The following is a 21,294-nucleotide window of genomic DNA, read 5'->3' as shown; positions in this document are numbered from 1 at the left end:
CAAGGACACACAATGACACACACACTCAAGGCGCTTTCAAAAGCTATATTACTTGCTACGTGCAGTTTATCTGCCAGTGTAGCTGTTGCTGAATCTAATAAACCAGAGCAGCTATACCCGCCAATCACTAGCGAAGTACTGCCAGAACTTGCAGCTAAAGGTAGCTACAATGTAGGTGTGCAAACACTTGGTTTAGTTAACCCTGCGCAATTTGATCCCGCTACACAAGGTCAAAAAGATCGTCCTTTAAAAGTAGAAGTGTGGTATCCGGCTGCAAATACAGCAAAAGCAGCACTTACCAGCTACACAGATGAAACTCGCTCAGGTAAAGAGTTTACTTTGCAAGCCGATGCAATGCGTGATGTCGCCATAAATAGTAAAGAGCACTACCCTGTCATTGTGCTTTCGCACGGTTATACCGGTTACCGTACAATTATGTACTACCTTGGCGAGCACTTAGCGTCACACGGTTACATAGTTGTAGCGATTGATCATACTGATTCAACTAACGCAGATGTTGATTTTAAAAATGCGCCGTTCTCTGGCTTTTTCAGTACGCTTATAAATCGCTCTCGCGATCAGCAGTTTGTTATTAATTACTTCAACGAGCAAAATAACTTTGCAAGTAAGCAAGTAGATAACAAAAGCGCTGGTGTAATTGGTTACTCAATGGGTGGCTATGGCGCGGTAAATACGATAGGTGGTTGTTACGCTTTTAATGAGCAAACTACGGCCATGTTTACGGGTATGAAAGACCCAGCTCAAATTAAACAAGTACAGCAACTACTCAACAGCTGCGCTGGTGGGCAATACCAAAACCCGAAAGTAGACCCACGCATAAAAGCCATGGTTGCCTTTGCACCGTGGGGCGGACAGCACGCTATATTTGATGCCAAAGCAATGGCAAATATTAAAGTACCTTCGCTTTATATAGCCGGTAACTTAGATGATATTTCAGGCTATGAAGGCATTAAAAACCTTTATAACCAAACAGGCAGCGAAGATAAGTACATGCTTACTTACAAAAATGCGCGCCATAATATTGCACCACACCCAGCCCCTGCTATTGCACAAAGCAGCAGTGAGTTAGATATAGGCCATTACTACGAGCCATCGTGGTCTATGCGCACACTAAACGAAATCAATAAACACTTTGTACTTGCTATGATGGATTGCCACGTAAAAGGTATAGCCAGCGAGTGTAAATACTTAGATTTACCACAAAACGGCGACCAAGCTGTTGTTGATGGTAAGCCACTACCACAGTGGCACGGATTTGATAATCGCTTTTCCACTGGTATGGATTGGCAGCAAGCTAAACCACACGTTAAGTAACTGAGCTCTGGATAATAAATCTATCTCAAGCAGCTATTTTCAGCGTTAACTGCGTTGAATTTACTTGCAATAGTCCGTCAGATTTCAAGTTAAGTAACTCACTAAAAGCGACTGTTTCTCTTAAATAGTCGCGCTCGCACTTAAAATTTACTAAAAGTAAAACGCCCTGCTTTTTAAAAGTTATCAATAAAAACAGGCGAGTTTACTTTTTAGTAAGATATTTTAAGAAAAAACCATTGCCATTAGCTAACGTTAAAGGCAATCTAGCTATATATAAGATAAATAATATTAATAAATATGTCCAAATACATACTCTCAATTGATCAAGGAACCACAAGCTCTCGTGCCATCTTGTTTACAAAAGATGCAGACGTTTTTGGTACAGCACAGCAAGAATTTCCTCAGCATTTTCCACAAAACGGCTGGGTTGAGCACGATCCTAACGATATTTGGCAAACAGTGCTTAGCACTAGTCGCGAAGTACTCGCTAAACAAGATGTAAAGCCTGAAGAAATTATCGCTATAGGTATCACTAACCAACGCGAAACCACCCTAGTATGGAACAAAAAAACAGGCAAAACGATTTATAACGCGATTGTTTGGCAAGATAGACGCACTAGTGACTATTGCGAAAGCCTTACTACCGATGAACTTTGTCAAACTATTAGCGAAAAAACAGGCTTGCTACTTGACCCTTATTTTTCAGCCACTAAAGTTCGTTGGATTTTAGATAATGTTGAAGGCGCACGCGAACAAGCCCTCGCTGGCGAACTGGCTTTTGGTACGGTTGACACTTACCTACTTTGGCAACTAACAGGTGGTAAAGAACATCGCACTGATGCAACGAATGCATCCCGTACTATGTTATTTAATATTCATACCCAGCAGTGGGATCAAGAGCTTCTAGAGTTATTCGATATTCCAGAATCTATGCTGCCAGAAGTAATGGACTCAGCCGACGAATTTGGCTCAACGAGCGCTGATATTTTTGGTGCACCAATTCGTGTATGTGGTATTGCTGGTGATCAACAGGCAGCCCTTGTTGGTCATGCATGTTTTGAGCAAGGCATGGCAAAAAGTACATATGGCACTGGCTGTTTTTTAATGCTTAACACTGGCGAAAAAGCACTGACCTCAGAAAACCGCTTACTGACCACTGTTGCCTACAGATTAAACGGCAAACCAACTTACGCCATTGAAGGCAGTATCTTTATGGCTGGCGCAACTATGCAGTGGATTGTTGAAGGCTTAAAGCTACTTAGCCATGCTGGCGAAAGTGAATCGATGGTTAAAGATGTCCCCCTCGATCATGGTGTATTTTTAGTACCTTCGTTCACGGGTTTAGGTGCACCTTATTGGGACCCAAATGCACGTGGCGCTATTTTAGGTCTTACACGCGACTCAGGAATTAGCACTATTGTTGCGGCTGCTTTGCAATCAGTAGGTTATCAAACCAAAGATTTACAAAAAGCGATGGAGCGTGATGGCCTTCGGCCAAGTGTGCTTCGTGTAGATGGCGGCATGGTAAAAAACAATTGGGTTATGACCTTCCTATCAAACATTTTAGGTGCAACAGTAGAGCGTCCAACGGTGACCGAAACCACCTCTTTAGGGGTCGCTTATTTAGCAGGCTTACAAACCGGCGTTTACGAATCAACTGAGCAGTTATCGAAAATGTGGACATGTGACCGTCGTTTTGAGCCAACTATGAGTGCCGACGAGCGTAATGATTTATATGCAAAATGGCAGCACTGCGTAGCTCAAGTGTGCTTAACAAATAAAAATTGCCCGCAGTAAATACTAAGTGGCTAAGGCTAATACTTTAGTCACTTTGTCTTTTTTAACTTAGCTAAATGCTCGATTTAAAAGGCACACTTTACTGCTCCAAATTGAAAGTGGATTCGCGTCAAAATTAACAAATAAAAAATTGGGTTTTCTATTGTCAAATGAAAACAGCAGCTTTATGATGCTTTATGTATTATTTATATTATAAATAGAAGGGTGCTCGGTGAAATTAGCAGATAACGAATATGACTTACTAGTCATCGGTGGCGGCGTAAACGGCACAGGCATAGCAGCAGATGCTGCTGGTAGAGGACTTAAAGTACTTTTGTGCGAACAGTCAGATCTAGCTTCTGCAACGTCTTCAAACAGCTCCAAGCTGATCCATGGTGGTCTGCGCTACCTTGAGCACTACGAATTTAGATTAGTAAAAGAAGCCTTAGCCGAGCGAGAAGTGCTGCTAAAAAATGCCCCTCACATTATGTGGCCACTTACGTTTAGATTACCCCATCAAAAGCATTTACGCCCTGCATGGATGATCCGCATTGGCTTATTTATGTATGACAACCTAGCAAAACGAGTTACGTTACCTGCATCGAAGAGCATTAAATTTGGCGAGCATAGCGTACTAGAACCTTCAATTACTAAAGGTTTTGAATACGCTGATGGCTGGGTTGATGACTCTCGCTTAGTTATTTTAAACGCCCTTGCAGCGCAGCAAAAAGGCGCAGTAATTGCCACACAAACTAAATGTGTCAAAGCGCATCGTGAGCAAGATAAATGGCAAGTAACGCTTGAGCAACAAAGTACAAAATCGCATTATAGTATTGCTGCTAAAGGCATAGTAAATGCAGCGGGTCCTTGGGTTGCTAAGCTTTTTGATGAAGCACTCGAAGAAAAATCACCACAAAATATTCGCCTTGTAAAGGGTAGCCACATTGTCGTGCCACGCATTCATAACGAACCGCAAGCTTATATTTTACAAAATAAAGATCAGCGTATTGTGTTTGTTATTCCGTTTGAAGATGATTACTCACTTATTGGCACGACTGATGTTGAGCACAAAGGTGAGGCACAAGACGTTAAAATTAGTGAAGAAGAAATCGATTACCTTATTGAGATTACTAATAGCTACTTTAAAACTCCGATTAAACGCCAAGATATTGTGCATACTTTTTCAGGTGTACGTCCATTACTTGATGATGAATCAGTTAATGCACAAGCCGTTACTCGCGATTATAAACTAGAGCTTTCGAGTGATGCTAAACAAACACCTCTACTGAGTGTGTTTGGCGGAAAAATTACAACTTACCGCAAACTTGCCGAAGCTGCGGTTAACAAGCTTGAAGACTTTTACCCGCAAATGAGTGAAGCTTGGACTAAACATAGTGCGTTACCAGGTGGCGATTTTAGCTCTGTAGAAGCACTTAAAGCGCAATTACAAACAACCTATAATTGGTTACCACAAATACTGCTAAATCGCTTTGTACGCACCTATGGTACGCGCACTATAAATATTTTGGGTGATGCAAAACAACTAAGCGATTTAGGTCAAGATTTTGGGCATAACTTATTTGCAGCAGAGGTCGATTTTTTATTAAATGAAGAGTGGGCACAAAACGCATATAACATATTATGGCGCCGCACAAAGTTAGGACTGCGCTTTAGTGAAACCCAAACTACCACCCTTAATAATTATATTGAACAAAGCAAAGCGGCCAAAATTGCTTAATAACCGCTAAAGAAATTGGCTGCAATAGCCCTAAAAGCTTTCTACGAAACCCCTTTATAATTTAATCATTATGAAGGGGTTTAATTTTCTCGGTTATATAATACCAATCCGCAATAACACTTGGTCAATTTGAGGGCTTAAACCTGGCGCTAACTATGTTAATAATTTCTGATATAGAACAACTAAATAACGAAATTCTCACCTTGTTATCGACCCTATTTTCTTACTTCAAAATCGCTCACTTAATTAAGCTGATTGATATAAAAAATTAAAACCGCTCAACGTAGCCATTTTAATGTCAAACTCAACACATTTAACGCCTATTTGGTTAAGTGCCGTAGAAAAACATTTATTAAGCTGTTTGGTTCCCACTACCACAACTTGTGTATTACTTTGCAACTGCCACTCACTGGCATGGCGTGCTGCTCGTACGTCACTGCCAATTAACACACCCGATAAATACGCTTTAGCTTGTACAGGTGTTAACTCCTTTGAAAGCTGACGAGTACGCACACTAAAAATACCATGCGCTAAATTACCACTATCACTGTCAAGCGTGAGTTTGCACCCTTGATCAAATGCTTTCCAATCAAAGTCGCCCTCTTCACAGTCACTGGGTATCAATACACTTTGGTGGCACAGTAAATCGTATAACTCGCCAGTCATTGCGGTTTTAAAGCAGATTATTTCACCATGGTTTATAAGTACCCACTTAGTATGTGTACCTGGTAAACACAGTAATATTTTACCCTGTTGATACTCTGGGTTTTGTTTTAAAAACCCTAAAATTTGCAGCTCTTCACCGCGCATTACATCAAATAAAGAATTTTGTAGGGTACATTTAGTACCCGGCAACGCTTTAATAGTATGCCCTGCACAATTAAAGCTAATAGCAGCATCGAGCAAACTCTCAGGGTTTATAGGGCACTCTAAATAGGGCGTTTCGTACCAACCTATACTTGATGTGATTTGCCCTGCTATATATACAGGTACGCAGCCATACTGCTTACTCCAAGGCTCGATAGCACTAAGAAGCGTTTGCTCAAAGTCTTGGTTAACTTTTACAACACCTGGCCCATCACGTTGTTCAAGTAATGTAAGCGGTTGTTTTGCGTTAACGCGGCACAAATAAGCACGTAAATGACTGGTACCCCAATCAACGGCTATAAAAAGAGATGAAGTAGTCAAACTTTAAAGTCTCCCACCGTCAATTTTAATGCCCTGCCCGGTAATCATACTGCTTTCATCTGCCGCTAAAAACATCGCTAAATTAGCAACATCCTCAGGTGAAACTAGCTTTTTAAGCGCCATAGCTTCCATCCATTTTACTTGCTCGGCCTCTGTAAACCAGCTTGCTAATTGACGGTCGGTAGCCACCCACCCAGGTAAAATAGCATTTACGCGAATACCAAACTCGCCATAATCACGAGCAAGTGCCTTAGTCATGCCTATAAGACCTGCTTTAGCGGTAACGTAACCGGCCATTTGCGGTTGGCCCATTATGGCATTGATAGAACTAAAGTTTATAATACTGCCCGCCCCTTCTCGCTGCATAAATGACATAGCGACTTGGGAAGCAAAAAAGGCTGGATTTAAATTAATTTGCAGACACTGATCCCAGTCTTGCACTGTAACGTCTTCGCTAGGTTGACGGCGATCGTTTGCTACGTTATTGACCAGTACATTGACGCTACCAAGGGCAGCACACGCATCAACTAATGATTGCTGCAGAGCATGGGAATCAGTTACATCAACTTGCCTGTACCATAAGTTAGCTTGTGGGAGATTGTTAATGAGCGCCTGCGCAGCATCGTCATCTATATCGATAAAAGCAACTTTGGCATTTTGCTTAGTAAATGATTCGACCATTGCTCTACCGATGCCTGATGCACCACCAGTAATAAAAATAACTTTACCAGAAAGACTATGATATTGAGCGAGGGTGTTCAAATTCAACTCTCCATACAGCACATATAAAATCTTATTTAAACCCTTTATAAACTGACACTTACAACATAAAGGGCCAAACCAAATTGTTATTACTGTGTTAAAATACCTAACTAATAAAAAGTTTATACCATATCCTTACGTACATTAATATGATATATGATATATAATCTAGCAATATGAACTCGGAAACTCGCACAATGAAAAGCCAACCTCGTCAAAACTTAACACACCAACTAACCCATGATTTGGGTTTTGCTATTGTGCGTGGCGTGTACCCTGTAAGTGAAGGTCTGCCGTCGGAAGCTGACTTATGTATAAAATACGATGTGAGCCGTAGCGCCACTCGCGAAGCGGTAAAAATGCTCTCTGCTAAAGGATTAATTTCGTCGCGTCCTAAGCAGGGTATTCGTGTATTACCTGAAAGTAGCTGGAACATGTTTGATACCGACGTACTGCGTTGGATTTTAAGCAGCAAACCGTCACTTTCTTTATTAAAAGAATTTACCCAAGTCCGTGTAGCACTTGAGCCTCAAGCTGCAGCGCTTGCAGCGGTGAATGCAACTGCTGAACAACTCGTTGAAATAGATAACGCGTTAGCGCGTATGGCCGATGCCGATGAAGGATTAGATGATCCTCTCGAAGCTGATATTGCCTTTCATACCAGTATATTAGTGGCCAGCAACAATCGATTTTTTGTACAATTGACTGAGTTTATTAGCACCGCATTACGTGTAAGTATTCGCTACACTAACCATATTAAAGGTGTACCCGGCGCTGATGTAGCAAAGCATGCAGACATTTTAAATACCATAAAATCACGTAACCCAGAGCTGGCTAAAAAAGCAGTAGAAACTATTTTAGAAGAAGCGCTTGAGCTTATCGAATCAAAGCTGGTGTAGTAAAAAGTTACTTTTGACAGATTAAAAAAGGGAGCTAATTAGCTCCCTTTTTGCTGCCCATATTTAAAATTACGCTTTTGTAAGTTCAAAAATAAGCGATGTTTGCGGGAATGAAATTGGCATTTGTAAGCCAAACTGCATTAACGCTTCACCTGTAAATGTTTGACCATTTACCACAGCAATAGAAGATGGGCGATACTCTTCAAATTTTACCGGCCACACTAAATTAAGTGTATATTGTGCATCGGTATCTAGGCTAACAAAGCGTAATTTATTAGGCGCTGTACGCGGTGTTTCGCGAACGCTATTATAGGCAAATAACGCTTTTGTTTTTTGCTCATCGATTAAACCAAAGTTAATTGATAAATCGTCGCTATCAAGGCGGTATAAATCGGCGCTATGAATAAACTCCCGATGCTCTTTGTGAAGTACTATTGCCGCTTTGAGTGTATTGTATTCGTGATCGGTCAGTTCACGTGGGTCCATTTCAATGCCCATGTGGCCAAACATTGATACCGCAGCACGCATTTCAATGCTCACATTACGCCCTGTGATATGACAATCACGTGGGCCTACGTGAGCGCCCATTACCGACGATGGGAAAAAGAACGAACATCCACGCTGTATTTCAAGGCGATCTAGCGCATCGTTTGAATCTGACGTCCATACACGATCTGTGTGTGCAAGTACGCCGTAATCTACACGTGCACCACCTGACGAACAGCTTTCTATTTCAAGCCCTGGGTGCGCCGCTTTAATACGATCAATTAAACGATAAAGCGCCAATGTTTGTTGATGCACGGCCGGCTTACCATCAAAGTTACCCGCATGGTTAATATCGCGGTTCATATCCCATTTAATGTACTTAATGGTTGGGTATTCAACTAAAATATCGTCAATGGCTTTGTATAGGTACTCAACCACCTCAGAGCTCGTTAAATCAAGTACGAGCTGATTTCTAAAGCTTAACTGTTCGTTGTTTTGAGAGCCTAAAACCCAATCAGGATGCGCGCGGTATAAATCACTATCAGGGTTGACCATTTCTGGTTCAAACCAAATACCAAACTCCATACCTAAGCTATTAACATGATCTATAACTGGCGATAAGCCATCTGGGTAAATTTTGTAATCTACTGTCCAATCACCTAAGCCAGCATTGTCGCCACGGCGGCCTTTAAACCAACCATCATCAAGTACAAAACGCTCAATACCTAACGGGGCTACTTTGTCGGCTAATTGCTTAAGCGTGTCTACGTCGTGATCAAAGTAAATACCTTCCCATGTGTTGTAATGCACAGGGCGCGTTTTTTCGCGTTGTGCTTGGCTAAGTAAATTAGCTTTAACAAAACGATGGAAATTACGAGAAAGCGCGCTAAAACCTTCACTTGAAAACGAGCCATAAATGCTCGGGCTTTGATACGTTTGACCTTTAACAAGCGTAAGCTCACCAGGAAGTAATAGCTCGCCCATTTGTACATAACGGCGCCCTTCAGCTAAAAGCTCTGCACGTAGTTTATTGTTACCACTCCAACCTAAATGAAAGCCGTAACATTCGCCGTGTTGCTCGCCTGCATTTTCGTTATGCACTAATAAACCAGGAAACACATCGTGTGATGTTTTGCCTTTACGGTTTTCACGTACAAAGCTGCCAAGCACTAAATCAACCGATTGACGTTGGAATTCGTTTGACCAACGACCTTCAAAGCTCACTATTTTGCTTACGCTATCTGGCAATTGAAATGTTGGCGCGGCGCAAAAATTAACGCTTAATGGCGAATCACCTAAATTAGTTAATACGGTATGTGCACTTAGTACGTCAGTGTTTTTATCAAGCGTAATGCTGTGCACGACTTCAATACCACGAAGCTTATCTACGCTTACAAATTCAAGTGTTGCGGCTGAAGGCTGACGCACTTCTTGAAGCTCTGGCCCAACTGACCATGCGATTGAGTCGTTTACAAGCTCAAGGCCTGGCGCACCAGTGAAGCCCTCACCTAAAAGCGGAGAAAGAGAAATAGGTGCTTCTTCAACCACGGCACATTTTACTTCTTGACGGGTAGCAAGTTGAGTTAGCATTGCCTCGGTTGTTTGCTCAGATAGGCGTTTACCAAAGTACAATAACGCCGGTGTTTTACTTTGGCAGTCGAAAATAACCGTGCTATTAGCGCTATCTAATCGAAAAAATGGTTTAATATCGGCCATAATTCTCCTATCCTTTTAATCTATTACGAGTTAAATAATGTGAGTATGTGAGTCAGTTATTTTGTGTGTGAACTCATTTACCGTTGCTTGAGATACGACCGGTCAGACAGTGGCCCTCAATAATAATAGTATATATCATATAAATTAGCTTTTGATAGCCTTTGCACTACAAATAGTTAGATAAACTCACTGGAAGTACCACTGCAATAAAAGACATTAAACTAACCTTAACTCAAAAATCCAATTACTCTCTTTTTGCTGGATAAAAAAATCGGCCAAGAATTACCTGTGACCGATTTTAATAGCTTAATTTATCTGTAGTTTATTTTTGTATTAGCGTCTGCGTTGCGCCATCAAGATCAGGAGTTTTACCTGCCCACTGCGCGTTTAAGCCAAATACCACTTTATTTACTACTAATGCAAAAGTCACACATACAATGAGTGTAATTGGCATTAAGTGAATGTAATGAATGTCGGTATGTAGTGGTGAGTTTGCAAACGTAAGCATACCGTACATAACCACGCCTAAAATTACCGCTGCAATACCCGCACGGGCATCAACATTTTTAAATAATAAGCCCACTACAAAAATAGAGAATATAGGCATACTTAATAAGCCGTTTAATTGCTGTAGTAAGTTAATAATACTGTCGGCTTGCTGATAAATTGGTACAAGTACCAGCGTTAAACTCGTTAGTAATAATGTTACGTAACCACTTAGCTTTACTACACTTGGCTCTTTATTAAAGTAAGCTTCGTGAATGTCACATACATATAGTGCTGTGGCTGAATTTAATAAACTGTTGTAAGTAGACAGCACTGCCGCCGCCATTGCCGCTGCAAATACACCGGTTAACCATGCAGGCATTACATCACCCACAATTCGACCATAAGCAGCGTCGCCAATATCGCCATAGAGTTTAAACGAAATAATACCCGGTAATACCACAATTGCAGGGACGATTAAAAAGCGAATACCTGCTGCTGCAAATATACCTTTTTGCGCTTCTTTAACATTAGGCGCTGCCATTGCTCGTTGCGTAATTGTTTGGTTAGTACCCCAGTAATACATTTGAATAAAGATCATACCGGTTAAAAGTGTTGGCCAAGGAATAGGTGAATCAGCATCGCCGATGAGTGTTAAACGCTCCTCTGGAATACCCGTAAAGTCATAATCAATCGCATTAAGCGCTAAAAAGACTACTAAAACAGCCATGCCCAGTACAAGTATGCCATTGTAGGTATCCGATACAGCAACTGCCCGCAAACCACCAAAAAATGCATAAACAGCACCAATAATGGCAAACGCGGTGGCAATATACATTAGTGGAATATCAACCTTAAACATGGTTTGCATAAACAGCGCGCCAGAATAAATAACCGCTGGCATATAAATAAGTGCATTACCTAAAAAGAATAAACCCCCAATAACAGCGCGAATATGTTTGTTGTTATAGCGCTTTTCTAAAAGCTCTGTGGTCGTTGTACAGTTGTATTTGTAATAAACCGGAATGAACACTTTGGCTAAAATAATCAAACCTATAATTGCTGCAAGCTCCCACCAAACCAGTAAAGCCATTTGATTACCATTCATACCTACAAGCTGATCAGTACTTAAATTAGTTAATGTGATTGAACCTGCAACAAACATCCAAGTAAGGCCACCGCCCGCTAAAAAATACTCTTTGGTTTGGCTTTGTCCGTTATTGCGATTTTGGCCTCGGCATTTCCAATAAGTAAGGCCACCAATTAAAGCGGTGACAAAAACAAAAACCACCAGCTGTAAAATATTATCTGACATGTGTGTGTCTCTTATATGTGTGTGAAAATAGACACGCTATAGCGCGTGTGAATCTCGACTTAGTTCTAATTTAATTTGCTTTAAAGGTTTGAGGTCTGAATGCTGATTATGAAGTTTCACTAAGGCGTTAAGCTGAAACAGTGAAATAAGCATGCTGTTAAGCACACTTAAGTAACCCTTCTTTTGTAGTTCCGCAATGGTATTGCTATCTAGTGTTTGCAGTTTGTCTTCATCAACGGTGCTCAAACCTTGAATGGTTTGGGTTTCGCCTTGTTCAAACTGTAAAACAATATCAATATTTTTAATGAGCCCTAAGCGCGCTACTTCCTGGGCAAATTGATATGTTTGATAGTCATTTTTTAAATCGCTCTCAAGTAGCTTTTGTTGCGAATTTAAAAATAAGCTTGGGTTACCTTTAGCATCAAATAGTGCCTCGCCTTGCTGCGAGTTTACAGCTGAGCTTTGCTCATCAATCGCAATAAAGTAATCGCTACTGTTTGCTTCACGGGTCATTAAATGAAGAGGGTGAGTTTGCATACATACAGGTGTGTAAAGTGCCTGCCATTGGTTGTTATTCACCAATAAACTTTGCCCGGCGTTAAAACTTGTTAACGCTGATATTGTGTAGCTGCCATTTTGTGCGTTACGGGCTAAAAAAATAGGTAAGTCGCAGGCTACTTTTGCTATTTCATTTGCTCTTAAATTAACTAAATGCTGCGTTTTTGCGTATTCAACTGCTGCATTGGGGTTAATTTTTAATGTTTGGTGTTTAGTGTTTACGAGTTCACTAATAGCCATAGTTACACATCCTTAAACTGGGTTAGCTGCTAGCCACTGCTCTATAAAAGCACGATGTGGCGGCAAAGTTTGTAACATCTGCTGTGTAAGCTGGCTGTTACGTTCAATTATTTGTTTGGCTTGCACATGTTGTGAATACAAATATGCTTGTTTAGTAAAGTCTGGCTTAAAGCCCATACCATACAAAACATACTGATAACTGGCAGCAGGGAATAACTCTAATGCGCCATGAAAGTCTTGAATAAGTGGACCGCGGCTTCCCCAAAGAAGTAAGTCTTCTTGCAGGGTTTGTGGAATAGTATCGGGCTGTACATGTGCTTGCCAGTAAGGTTCTGGGCGCTTGGTTAGCATGTAATGTAGCTTTAAAAAGTCGATAATACGCTGCCAGCGGTAATCCATTTGCTCGTTAAAGCGTTTAGCTACAATAGGCATTACTTGTGTATCTGCTGGCATATGCTCTGCTACAAAGCGTGCTGAAATTTCAACAAGCATAATAGCGGTTGCTTCAAGCGGCTCCACAAACCCTGCCGACATACCAATGGCAACACAGTTTTTATGCCAAAACTTTTCACGGTAGCCCGACTCAAAGCTAATCTTACGGGCAGTTAAACAGTTTGCTGCATCGCCTAAATAGTTTCTTAGGTTTTGCTCTGCTTCATCGTCTGATAGAAACTTGCTTGAATATACATGCCCTACACCTCGGCGGTGCGTTAAACCTATATCCCAAATCCATCCAGCGTTTTGCGCTGTTGCTATGGTATGGCTGGCTAAGGAGTCATCGTTTTCATCATAAGGGACTTGCATCGCCAGAGCGCTGTCGTTAAATAGCACGTGGTCCATTTTTTTAAACGGTACGTTGAGCGCTTGGCCTAATAACAATGATGAAAAACCAGTACAGTCTATAAATAAATCAGCGCTTATAGTGCGGGTTTGATCTTTTAGAGTAAGCTCATTTATTGCACCATCGTCATCAAGTTTTACCTGATCAACAGTACCAATAATATGCTCTACGCCAAGCTTACTTTTACAATGCTGTTTAAGCATTTCTGCAAAAGCGCCGGCATCTAAGTGATAAGCGTAATTACAATTACCTTGATATTCACCTTGCGCTATACCCCGTGGGGCTAAGCTTGCTTCGCAAATATCATGTTGAAAATTAGTTTGCTGTGCAAAGTCTTCAACATTATCTAAATAAGGGGCTAAATCTATGCGGCCGTAGCCTAGCGGTACAGTAAATGGATGGTAGTAAAAATCGTTGTTGCCGTGCGTCCAATTTACAAATTTACCACCTTGCTTAAAGGTAGCGTTACAGGCTTTAAATACATCAACTTCACGCAAACCTATTTGCTGAAGAGTGTTTTTCATCGTGGGCCAGGTACCTTCACCTACACCAATTGTTGGAATATCTGACGATTCAACCAACATCACTTTTAAGCCGTCACCATTTTTACCTTGGTGATACGAAGCTATAATTGCAGCGCTCAGCCATCCTGCTGTGCCGCCACCAATTACGGCGATTGTTTTTATTGTTTTATTCATAACGGACTACTCTTTGAGTACTTTATTGATAACCGGCTAGACAACAAATGCCCTTTCGGGCATTTGTTTAAATTAGTCTCATTTTGTGCAAAATAGCTACTAACTTTATTAGTAACAGGACTTATAATGCACTGCAATGAAAACTAAGAGGCAGTCGCTGCCTCTGCTATCAATTAAAACGATCCACGAATACCAAACGCGTAACGTGAGCCATTATCTTCTACTGAATAGATTTGGTTAGCAAAACGACCTGTTTGTACTAGCTCTTCTTCAGTGATATTGATGCCTTCAGCAAAAATAGTGAAGTTTTCGTTAATATCGTAGCTTGCACTAATATCCCACTGACCGTAAGTTTCTACGTTCACTGGTTCACCGTTAAAGCCATTATCAACTAAGCGTAAAAAGCCTTCACGGTTGTTAAATGCAACACGTGCTTGCCAGTTATCTTGCTCATAAAACAATATTAAGTTTTGCGAATCGCCTAAACCTTCAAGTGCAAATGTTTGTGTGGTGTCTGCGCCTACGCTAATGTCACTATCTACGACTGTGGCATTGGCTATAATACCAAAGCCATTATCAAATATGTGCGTCACACCAACTTCATAGCCCGTTACTTTAGCTGACTCACCATTTTGAGGGCGAGTTACTGTGTATATCTCTGAACTACCATTGAGTTCATCATCAGCTTGGTCTGTACATGTAGTACACGCAAAATCAGGACCCGAACGGTCAGACATTTCAAATGTTTCTGCACCTGTTAGCGTGACAATGAAGTCATCAACTTCTTTACTAAATACTGCAAAGCTAAATAAGTTAGCATCGTTGTAGTACCACTCGTAAGAAATATCCCAGTTTTCTGATTGGAATGGCTTAAGAGCAGGGTTGCCACCATTTGCCGTTAAGTTTTGACGACGTGGTTCGTTAAAGTTTGTAGCAGGAGATAACTGCGACATCGTTGGACGAGTAATACTGTCGTACGTAGCAAAACGTAAAATCATATTGTCTTGCAGTTCTAACTTAACATTTAAAGATGGTAGTAAGTTTGAGTAGCTAGTCCCTTGTTCAATGCTTGTAGCCGGACCAAATACGTTAGCAAACAAAGTTGCATCCGTCGTTGGGATTACATCACTAATAAAGCTCTGTATTGCAGCTACTTCAATATCAGTTTCAGAATAACGTGCACCTAAGTTAACGGTTACAGGCATATCCGCAAGGTCAAAACCAAGCGTAAAGTCCATGTATAGGCTGGTGATGTCTTCGTTGATTGTGTAACGGTTATTTTGTAATGTTGGCTCTACTGGGAAACCTTGATCGGCTAAATAATCAAGCATTTTATCACCGTCGTAGGTGTAAAATGTATCGATCAAACCTGGGAAGTAGTTACTTGCTTGATAGGCTTCAAAATCAATTGCATCAAGTGGTGCTTGCGTCCCATAACCACAAAATTGACATTGAGTACCATAAACTTGAAAACTTGATTTTTCACGCTCTTGGCGATAAGCACCAAAGTTGATTCGATCTACAGGGCCTTTATCTGGCACGTATTCAAAATCAGCTTTTACTTCTGTGATTTCATCTTCATCTGTAAACTGAAGACCGACTTCATTGTAGTGAAGGCGCGCAAGGCTAGGATCTGGGAGTGAACCATTTTTAAACCCGTCATGCTGAACAGTAGGAACACTGCCTGTACCATCAAAGCTATAGCTATTAATAATACCTACAACATTAAAACGGTCAGTACCTGCACGGTCATTTTCAGCTGTTGAGCGAGACACATCAAATTTAGCTTTTAATAATTCGTTTACTTGCCAATCTACGTTAATACCAAATGCTTTATTAGTTACATCACGAGAGTTACGAGTGTGCGACACAAAGTCACTTGCAGGGTCGCCACTTGGCGCACCTAAACCCACTTCTTGAGAGAAAGTTAAAAGCGTGCCTGTTTCTGGATCAATCGTTGCGCTACCTACGCGGTCTGGTTCAAACCAAGATGCTAAATCGCGTACTGTTGAATCAACTTCAAATTTTGAAATCATGCCATCAACAGTAATAGTAACATCGTCAGATGGCGCATATTGCAGTACTAAACTTGCATTTGTACGCTCACGATCTTGCTCATCAACAACTTGGTCCCAGTTACGTGGAATATAGGCATTTTCAAACAATACACCATCAGTTGGATTAGAGATTGTTTGGCCGCCGCGCCAACCTGCCGTTAAAATTTGGTTATTTTGAAGTTTACGTTGTTGATTAGTGATGGCAAAAAGCACACCTAGCTTATCATCGTTAAACGTATTACTTATTAAGAATGATGTTGATGGGGATACTTCTTCAGAAAGGCTTTCGTACATACCTTTAACTGAACCTAAAATATGTAAACCACCAAAATCAAAAGGACGTGCTGTAGTTACGTTAACCGTACCACCAATGCCGCCTTCTTGAAGCGTTGCTGTATTACTTTTATAAATATCAGCACCGGTGATTTGATCTGCGGCTAATACATCAAAATTAAATTCACGACCTGCACTGTCTGTCGCAATTTGACGACCATTAACAAGTACAGTATTAAATTGTGGACCAAAACCACGAATAGTTACCGCTTGTCCTTCACCACCACTGCGGTCAATTGCTACACCTGTAATACGTTGCAGAGATTCTGCTACGTTTAAATCAGGAAATTTACCAAGATCTTCTGCTTTAATCCCGTCTGTAACAACATTAGATGCTTTTTTATCTAACATTGATGAACGTAAGCTGCTACGGATACCCGTTACTGCGATAACTTCAACATCCTCATTTACTACTGTAGACGTATCGCCTTCAGCGCCTTGAGCTGCAACGTTTCCGCTTGCCAATATGCCAGTGATAGCAATACTGATCGCGGTTTTCTTGTTGAACGATAACTTATTGTTAATTATCATTTTTTAAAAACTCCTGATTGTGTGTAGTCGTTGTGTCGTTGTGCTAGTGCAAATAGTTTCAAATACTATTTATATTATAAATACTTTAAATCAAGCTGAAGTGCAACCTTTTCCTTGATTGTAGAGCGTTATTTATTACCGTATTTTTTCTTTTTATTTTCTTTAAATTAACATCAACATATTGAGTTAATTACGAAAATGCGTAAATAATAACCTGTTCATAAACTTCATCAGGTAATAAATTAGCTTTTGGATAATTTTCACGGTTTGGCGCGTCAGGCCAATTTTGCGCTTCAACACACAAAGCTTGTCGTGCTTTAAACGGCGCACCGACGAAGTTAGCGGTGTATAACTGCATACCTGGCTGAGTGCTTTTGAGCGTTAAATTAACCTTCGTGTGTGGCGAGGTTAATGTAGCCATCGTCTTTAAACTGCTGTCATCATTAAAAATATAGCAGTGGTCAAAGCCATTTCCAGCTTCTAGCTGAGGATGAATGGCGCTTAATGCCTCCCCAACTTGACTTGGTTTGGTAAAATCAAAACAACTACCTGTCACTAATGCCGCTTCATTAAGCGGGATGCTGGTTTTATCGATGGGAAGGTAGTGACTGGTATTTACTTGAACAGAATGATCATTAATTGATTCGCCGCCATCAAGGTTAAAATAACAATGGTTAGTAAAATTAACGAGTGTTTCTTTGTTAGTCGTAGCTTTAAAGCGTAATGCAAGCTCGCCATTTTTAGCACTAATCGTTTGCCAAACCTGTAACTCACCGGGGAAGCCTTGCTCACCATCGGGCGAGCAATAATAAAGCTCAACTTCACTTTCAGTTTGTTTGGTTACTTGCCAAAGTACTTTATTAAAGCCTTTAACACCGCCATGTAAGCTATTAGGGCCGTTGTTCGTTTCTAATTGATACTGCGTACCAGATAAGCTGAAACGCCCCTTTGCAATACGGTTAGCGTATCTACCTACTGTAGCGCCAAGGTAAAATGGGTTTTCAAGATAGTATTGAGGGTCATCGACGCAAAGTGTCATTTCTTGCTTTTTAAACTTTATGCTTTTAATTATTGCACCAAATGGCAAAATTTCAGCGGTTAAATCTTTACCATCACTGAGCTGAATAACTTGTAAAAGCTGGTTATTGGCAATAGCTACCACATGTATTCTCCAATCAAATTACCGAATTAACATTTTCTGTTATGACGGCGCAACAATATATATTATAAATAGTATATAACTGAAGCCTGTAACTCAATCTAAATACGTTAAAATTTCTCGATAAAAATTTACAGCTGCCATTATTTATTTACACTAGGCGAGTAAATTAAACACTTATTATTTTTAACCTCCTAAAAACTACATTTAATTAACTAACACATCAAAAAAACAAAAAGGCTAACGTAATTATAGCCTTAATAAAATCCAACCAATCTAAAAATGTTAAAGTTTTATTAAACCACTCTTTTATTTGGAAAATTTTCAGTCCTAGTTTGTTTAGTTAATGTCTGCACCATTTAATCCAGCTTAATCGCTGCGTGTGCACTTCGTTTTTAGTATTTATAAACATTAACTGAGAGAAGAAAGGAATTATGATCCCATTTAGACTTAATAAACTGAGTATGTTAGTTGGCGCTGTATCTGGCACATTCATTTTAGCAAGCAGCCCTATACATGCAGCTCAAAGTGATAAAGTTCAGCAAGAAATGGAAGCGATCACGGTAACAGGCTACCGTTCTAACCTAGCCCGTAGTAAAGAACTCAAAAAAAATGCAATTGGCTCGCAAGATAGCATACTCGCTGAAGACATTGGCGAATTCCCTGATGCCAACTTAGCAGAGTCACTACAGCGTGTACCGGGGGTGTCTATTTCGCGTGACTCAGGTGAAGGTCGTCAAATATCGCTACGTGGCTTGGGTCCTAATTTTACACGCACGCGCTTAAATGGCATGGAAGCACTTTTTACAAGCGATTCAGGTATTGACCAACGTGGCGGTGCATCCCGCTCTCGAGATTTTGATTTCAGTATTTTTGCCTCAGAACTATTTAATCGCGTAGATGTTTATAAATCGTATGATGCGTCATTAGATGAAGGGGGGATTGCCGGTACTGTTGATTTACATACTGCAAAACCTTTTGATAATTCTGAAGAAGGGCTACAAGGTGCTGTAAGTGTAAAAGGTATTTATAATGATAGAACAGAGCATTCAGACCCTCGCTTTGCTGGTTTGTTATCAAATACTTGGGGGAATTTTGGTGCGCTCGTATCGGTTGCTTATTCTGAAGTAGATACAATTGAAGAAGGCTATCATGTGTGGTCTTGGAAACAAGCGAGCTTTGGTGATGATAATGTTGCAGATTCAGTTGATGGCGATATCAAAAACCGCTTAGTTAACGCCACGGGCAATGACCGAGTGTTTGTATCTCGCGCTAATAACATTGCATCTTGGGCTAATACACGAAAACGTACCGGTATTACCGCTGCATTCCAATGGCAACCTTCTGATTCAATGTCTTTCGATTTAGATATTTTATACGGAAAGCTATCTAACGATCGTATTGAAAATCAATTATCAACAGCGGGCACAAACGCATTTACTGGCGATGTGACGGCAAATCAATTACTCGTTGACGCAGCCATTGAAGGTGACGATTTAGTATATGCCTCATTTGAAGGTCTTGATTTACGTACCGAGTCAAAAGTAAGTTTTGGCGAAACTGATTTTCACCAAATATCACTCAGTGGTAATTTTGAACTAACCGATAAACTATACATGACAACCATGTTTGGTTTATCAAAATCTACCTTTGAGCAGCCTATAAACGATAAAGTTTTTAGTGAATCTGTCGATCATGCGTTTTCTGTTGATTGGCGCAATGCTAAATATGGTCAAAATACTTACGACTTCGATATTACCGACATCGACCAGTGGGCATTAATGCGAACTGATATCCGCGAAGATGAAATAAGCAATGAATACAACACTTATCAAGTTGATTTTAATTACGAACTTAATGATGTGCATTCATTTAAGTTTGGTCTTCAGTCTAAAAACTATCAATCAGATGGTTTTGAACGCAGAGACCGTGTTGATTGGGAAAATGACCCAAATTCACCTGAAGCTGTTTTTCAACTAACTAATATTCCAATTTTACATGACTATGTTATTGCAAATAACCAAGCAACTTTTGAGCGTGTTGTTGCGACAGGTTTAATTTCTCGCGAGTTAGATGCCTCTCATAATCGCCCTGGTACTCTATATCAAATTGAAGAAGATACTATTGGGGTTTATGCACAATATTTATGGAACACCGAAATAAGTAACTTCCCAATTAGAGGTAATTTAGGCTTACGTTGGTACGAAACTGAACAAACATCGAGCGGGGAAGTTAATACTGGATCAGGTTTTGAACAAATTGAATTTAGTAAAACCTATTCCGATTTACTACCAAGCTTAAATGTTGTTGCTGATATTTCTGATAATTGGTTAGTACGCTTTGGTGCAAATCGCAATATTTCTCGACCAAATTTAAATCAATTAAAAGCCGCAGGACAAGTGGGTGTTGCAGATCAATTTATTAGTGCTGGTAATCCTAACTTAGATCGCTTTGTTGCTGATTCATTCGAAACATCATTTGAGTTTTATGGTGATTCGTCAAGCTTAGCTATAGCAGTGTTTCATAAAGATATGGAGTCATTTATTGTCCAGCAATCAGTGACTCTACCTTATGAGAAAACGGGTTACCCTCTAGAGTTTTTAGACTTTGACCCTCGCGTAAATGCGCAATCTGAGTTTACCGTTTCACAACCGATAAATGGTGATTCTACAGATGTCACTGGTTTAGAAGTTGCGTTTCAAATGGACTTTGATTTTTTACCCGAACCTTTTAATTACTTAGGTATGCTGGGCAATGTAACCATTGCTGATGGCGAGACCATTTTGTTTAACGAAGGTGAACGCATAAGCGTTACCCCTCCTGGCTTATCTGAACTGTCTCACAACTTTACCCTTTATTATGAAACGCCGCGCTGGGGTATGCGTGTATCTAGCTCTTATCGTGATGAATACATTACAGGCGAAGGCTCAGAGCAAAATATTGTTGCCGGATACGATGAAACAACCTTTGTTGATTTCAAATCGTTTATGAATATTACCGAGCAAGTAAAAGTAACCTTTGAAGCAACAAATTTAACAGATGAAGTAATTCGTCAATTTCTCGATCACAGAACCCAATCTTACTCGCAAAGCGGTCGTAATTTTGCGTTAGGCATGTCGTATAAATTTTAGCTCTCACCTCTAAACTGGCTGCTTTTGCAGCCAGTAATTCCACAG

The 21,294-nt window shown here is 40.4% G+C and carries 13 protein-coding genes; 5 read left to right on the top strand and 8 right to left on the bottom strand.

Annotated features, from left to right (window positions below; genetic code table 11):
• Window positions 1-12 precede the first annotated feature (12 nt).
• The 3 genes from P20495_RS19640 (at window position 13) to glpD (ending at window position 4,849) form a co-directional block, all read left to right on the top strand.
• Window positions 13-1,335 (top strand): dienelactone hydrolase family protein, encoded by a 1,323-nt coding sequence (locus P20495_RS19640; RefSeq protein WP_008133398.1) that lies wholly within the window; start codon window positions 13-15, stop codon window positions 1,333-1,335.
• Window positions 1,336-1,632: 297 nt separating this feature from the next.
• The gene (gene glpK / locus P20495_RS19645; RefSeq protein WP_033014813.1) at window positions 1,633-3,132 is read left to right on the top strand and encodes a glycerol kinase GlpK; all 1,500 of its coding nucleotides are present in this window, start codon (window positions 1,633-1,635) and stop codon (window positions 3,130-3,132) included.
• A 211-nt stretch (window positions 3,133-3,343) separates the two neighbouring features.
• Entirely contained in the window at window positions 3,344-4,849 is a 1,506-nt protein-coding gene (glpD, locus tag P20495_RS19650) for a glycerol-3-phosphate dehydrogenase (protein ID WP_008133395.1), read from the top strand.
• A 246-nt stretch (window positions 4,850-5,095) separates the two neighbouring features.
• Here glpD and P20495_RS19655 read toward each other — a convergent pair whose 3' ends face one another.
• Both P20495_RS19655 and P20495_RS19660 read right to left on the bottom strand, forming a co-directional pair.
• Window positions 5,096-6,037: a 2-dehydro-3-deoxygalactonokinase gene (locus tag P20495_RS19655; RefSeq protein WP_008133391.1), complete on the bottom strand. Its 942-nt coding sequence runs from the start codon at window positions 6,035-6,037 to the stop codon at window positions 5,096-5,098.
• Window positions 6,038-6,040: 3 nt separating this feature from the next.
• Window positions 6,041-6,799 carry an SDR family NAD(P)-dependent oxidoreductase gene (locus P20495_RS19660; protein ID WP_007376247.1) on the bottom strand — a complete coding sequence of 253 codons (759 nt, stop codon included), beginning with the start codon at window positions 6,797-6,799 and terminating at the stop codon, window positions 6,041-6,043.
• A gap of 197 nt (window positions 6,800-6,996) precedes the next feature.
• On the opposite strand from P20495_RS19660, the gene P20495_RS19665 reads away from it, so the two are divergent.
• A complete protein-coding gene (locus tag P20495_RS19665; protein WP_007376246.1) occupies window positions 6,997-7,698 on the top strand; it encodes a FadR/GntR family transcriptional regulator in 702 nt (233 codons plus the stop codon).
• 69 nt (window positions 7,699-7,767) lie between these two features.
• Here the strand turns inward: P20495_RS19665 and P20495_RS19670 are convergent, their stop codons facing one another.
• The 6 genes from P20495_RS19670 to P20495_RS19695 form a co-directional block, all read right to left on the bottom strand.
• On the bottom strand, window positions 7,768-9,900 hold the full coding sequence (locus P20495_RS19670) for an alpha-galactosidase (protein ID WP_008133388.1): 2,133 nt from the start codon (window positions 9,898-9,900) through the stop codon (window positions 7,768-7,770).
• Window positions 9,901-10,222: 322 nt separating this feature from the next.
• Window positions 10,223-11,701, bottom strand: coding sequence for an SLC5 family protein (locus tag P20495_RS19675; protein WP_008133385.1), 1,479 nt, complete (start codon window positions 11,699-11,701; stop codon window positions 10,223-10,225).
• A 36-nt stretch (window positions 11,702-11,737) separates the two neighbouring features.
• Window positions 11,738-12,499 carry a SapC family protein gene (locus tag P20495_RS19680; protein WP_008133383.1) on the bottom strand — a complete coding sequence of 254 codons (762 nt, stop codon included), beginning with the start codon at window positions 12,497-12,499 and terminating at the stop codon, window positions 11,738-11,740.
• Between the two features lie 12 nt (window positions 12,500-12,511).
• A complete protein-coding gene (locus tag P20495_RS19685; RefSeq protein WP_008133381.1) occupies window positions 12,512-14,038 on the bottom strand; it encodes a tryptophan halogenase family protein in 1,527 nt (508 codons plus the stop codon).
• A 173-nt stretch (window positions 14,039-14,211) separates the two neighbouring features.
• The gene (locus P20495_RS19690) at window positions 14,212-16,959 is read right to left on the bottom strand and encodes a TonB-dependent receptor (protein ID WP_008133378.1); all 2,748 of its coding nucleotides are present in this window, start codon (window positions 16,957-16,959) and stop codon (window positions 14,212-14,214) included.
• 190 nt (window positions 16,960-17,149) lie between these two features.
• The gene (locus P20495_RS19695) at window positions 17,150-18,121 is read right to left on the bottom strand and encodes an aldose epimerase family protein (protein ID WP_008133376.1); all 972 of its coding nucleotides are present in this window, start codon (window positions 18,119-18,121) and stop codon (window positions 17,150-17,152) included.
• 431 nt (window positions 18,122-18,552) lie between these two features.
• On the opposite strand from P20495_RS19695, the gene P20495_RS19700 reads away from it, so the two are divergent.
• The gene (locus tag P20495_RS19700; RefSeq protein WP_008133375.1) at window positions 18,553-21,249 is read left to right on the top strand and encodes a TonB-dependent receptor; all 2,697 of its coding nucleotides are present in this window, start codon (window positions 18,553-18,555) and stop codon (window positions 21,247-21,249) included.
• Window positions 21,250-21,294 lie beyond the last annotated feature (45 nt).

The organism is Pseudoalteromonas sp. BSi20495, assembly GCF_000241185.1.
In the GTDB taxonomy this organism is placed as follows: domain Bacteria; phylum Pseudomonadota; class Gammaproteobacteria; order Enterobacterales; family Alteromonadaceae; genus Pseudoalteromonas; species Pseudoalteromonas fuliginea.
The sequence above is the reverse complement of the archived record's forward strand: the minus strand, read 5'-3'. Positions and strand labels throughout refer to the sequence as shown.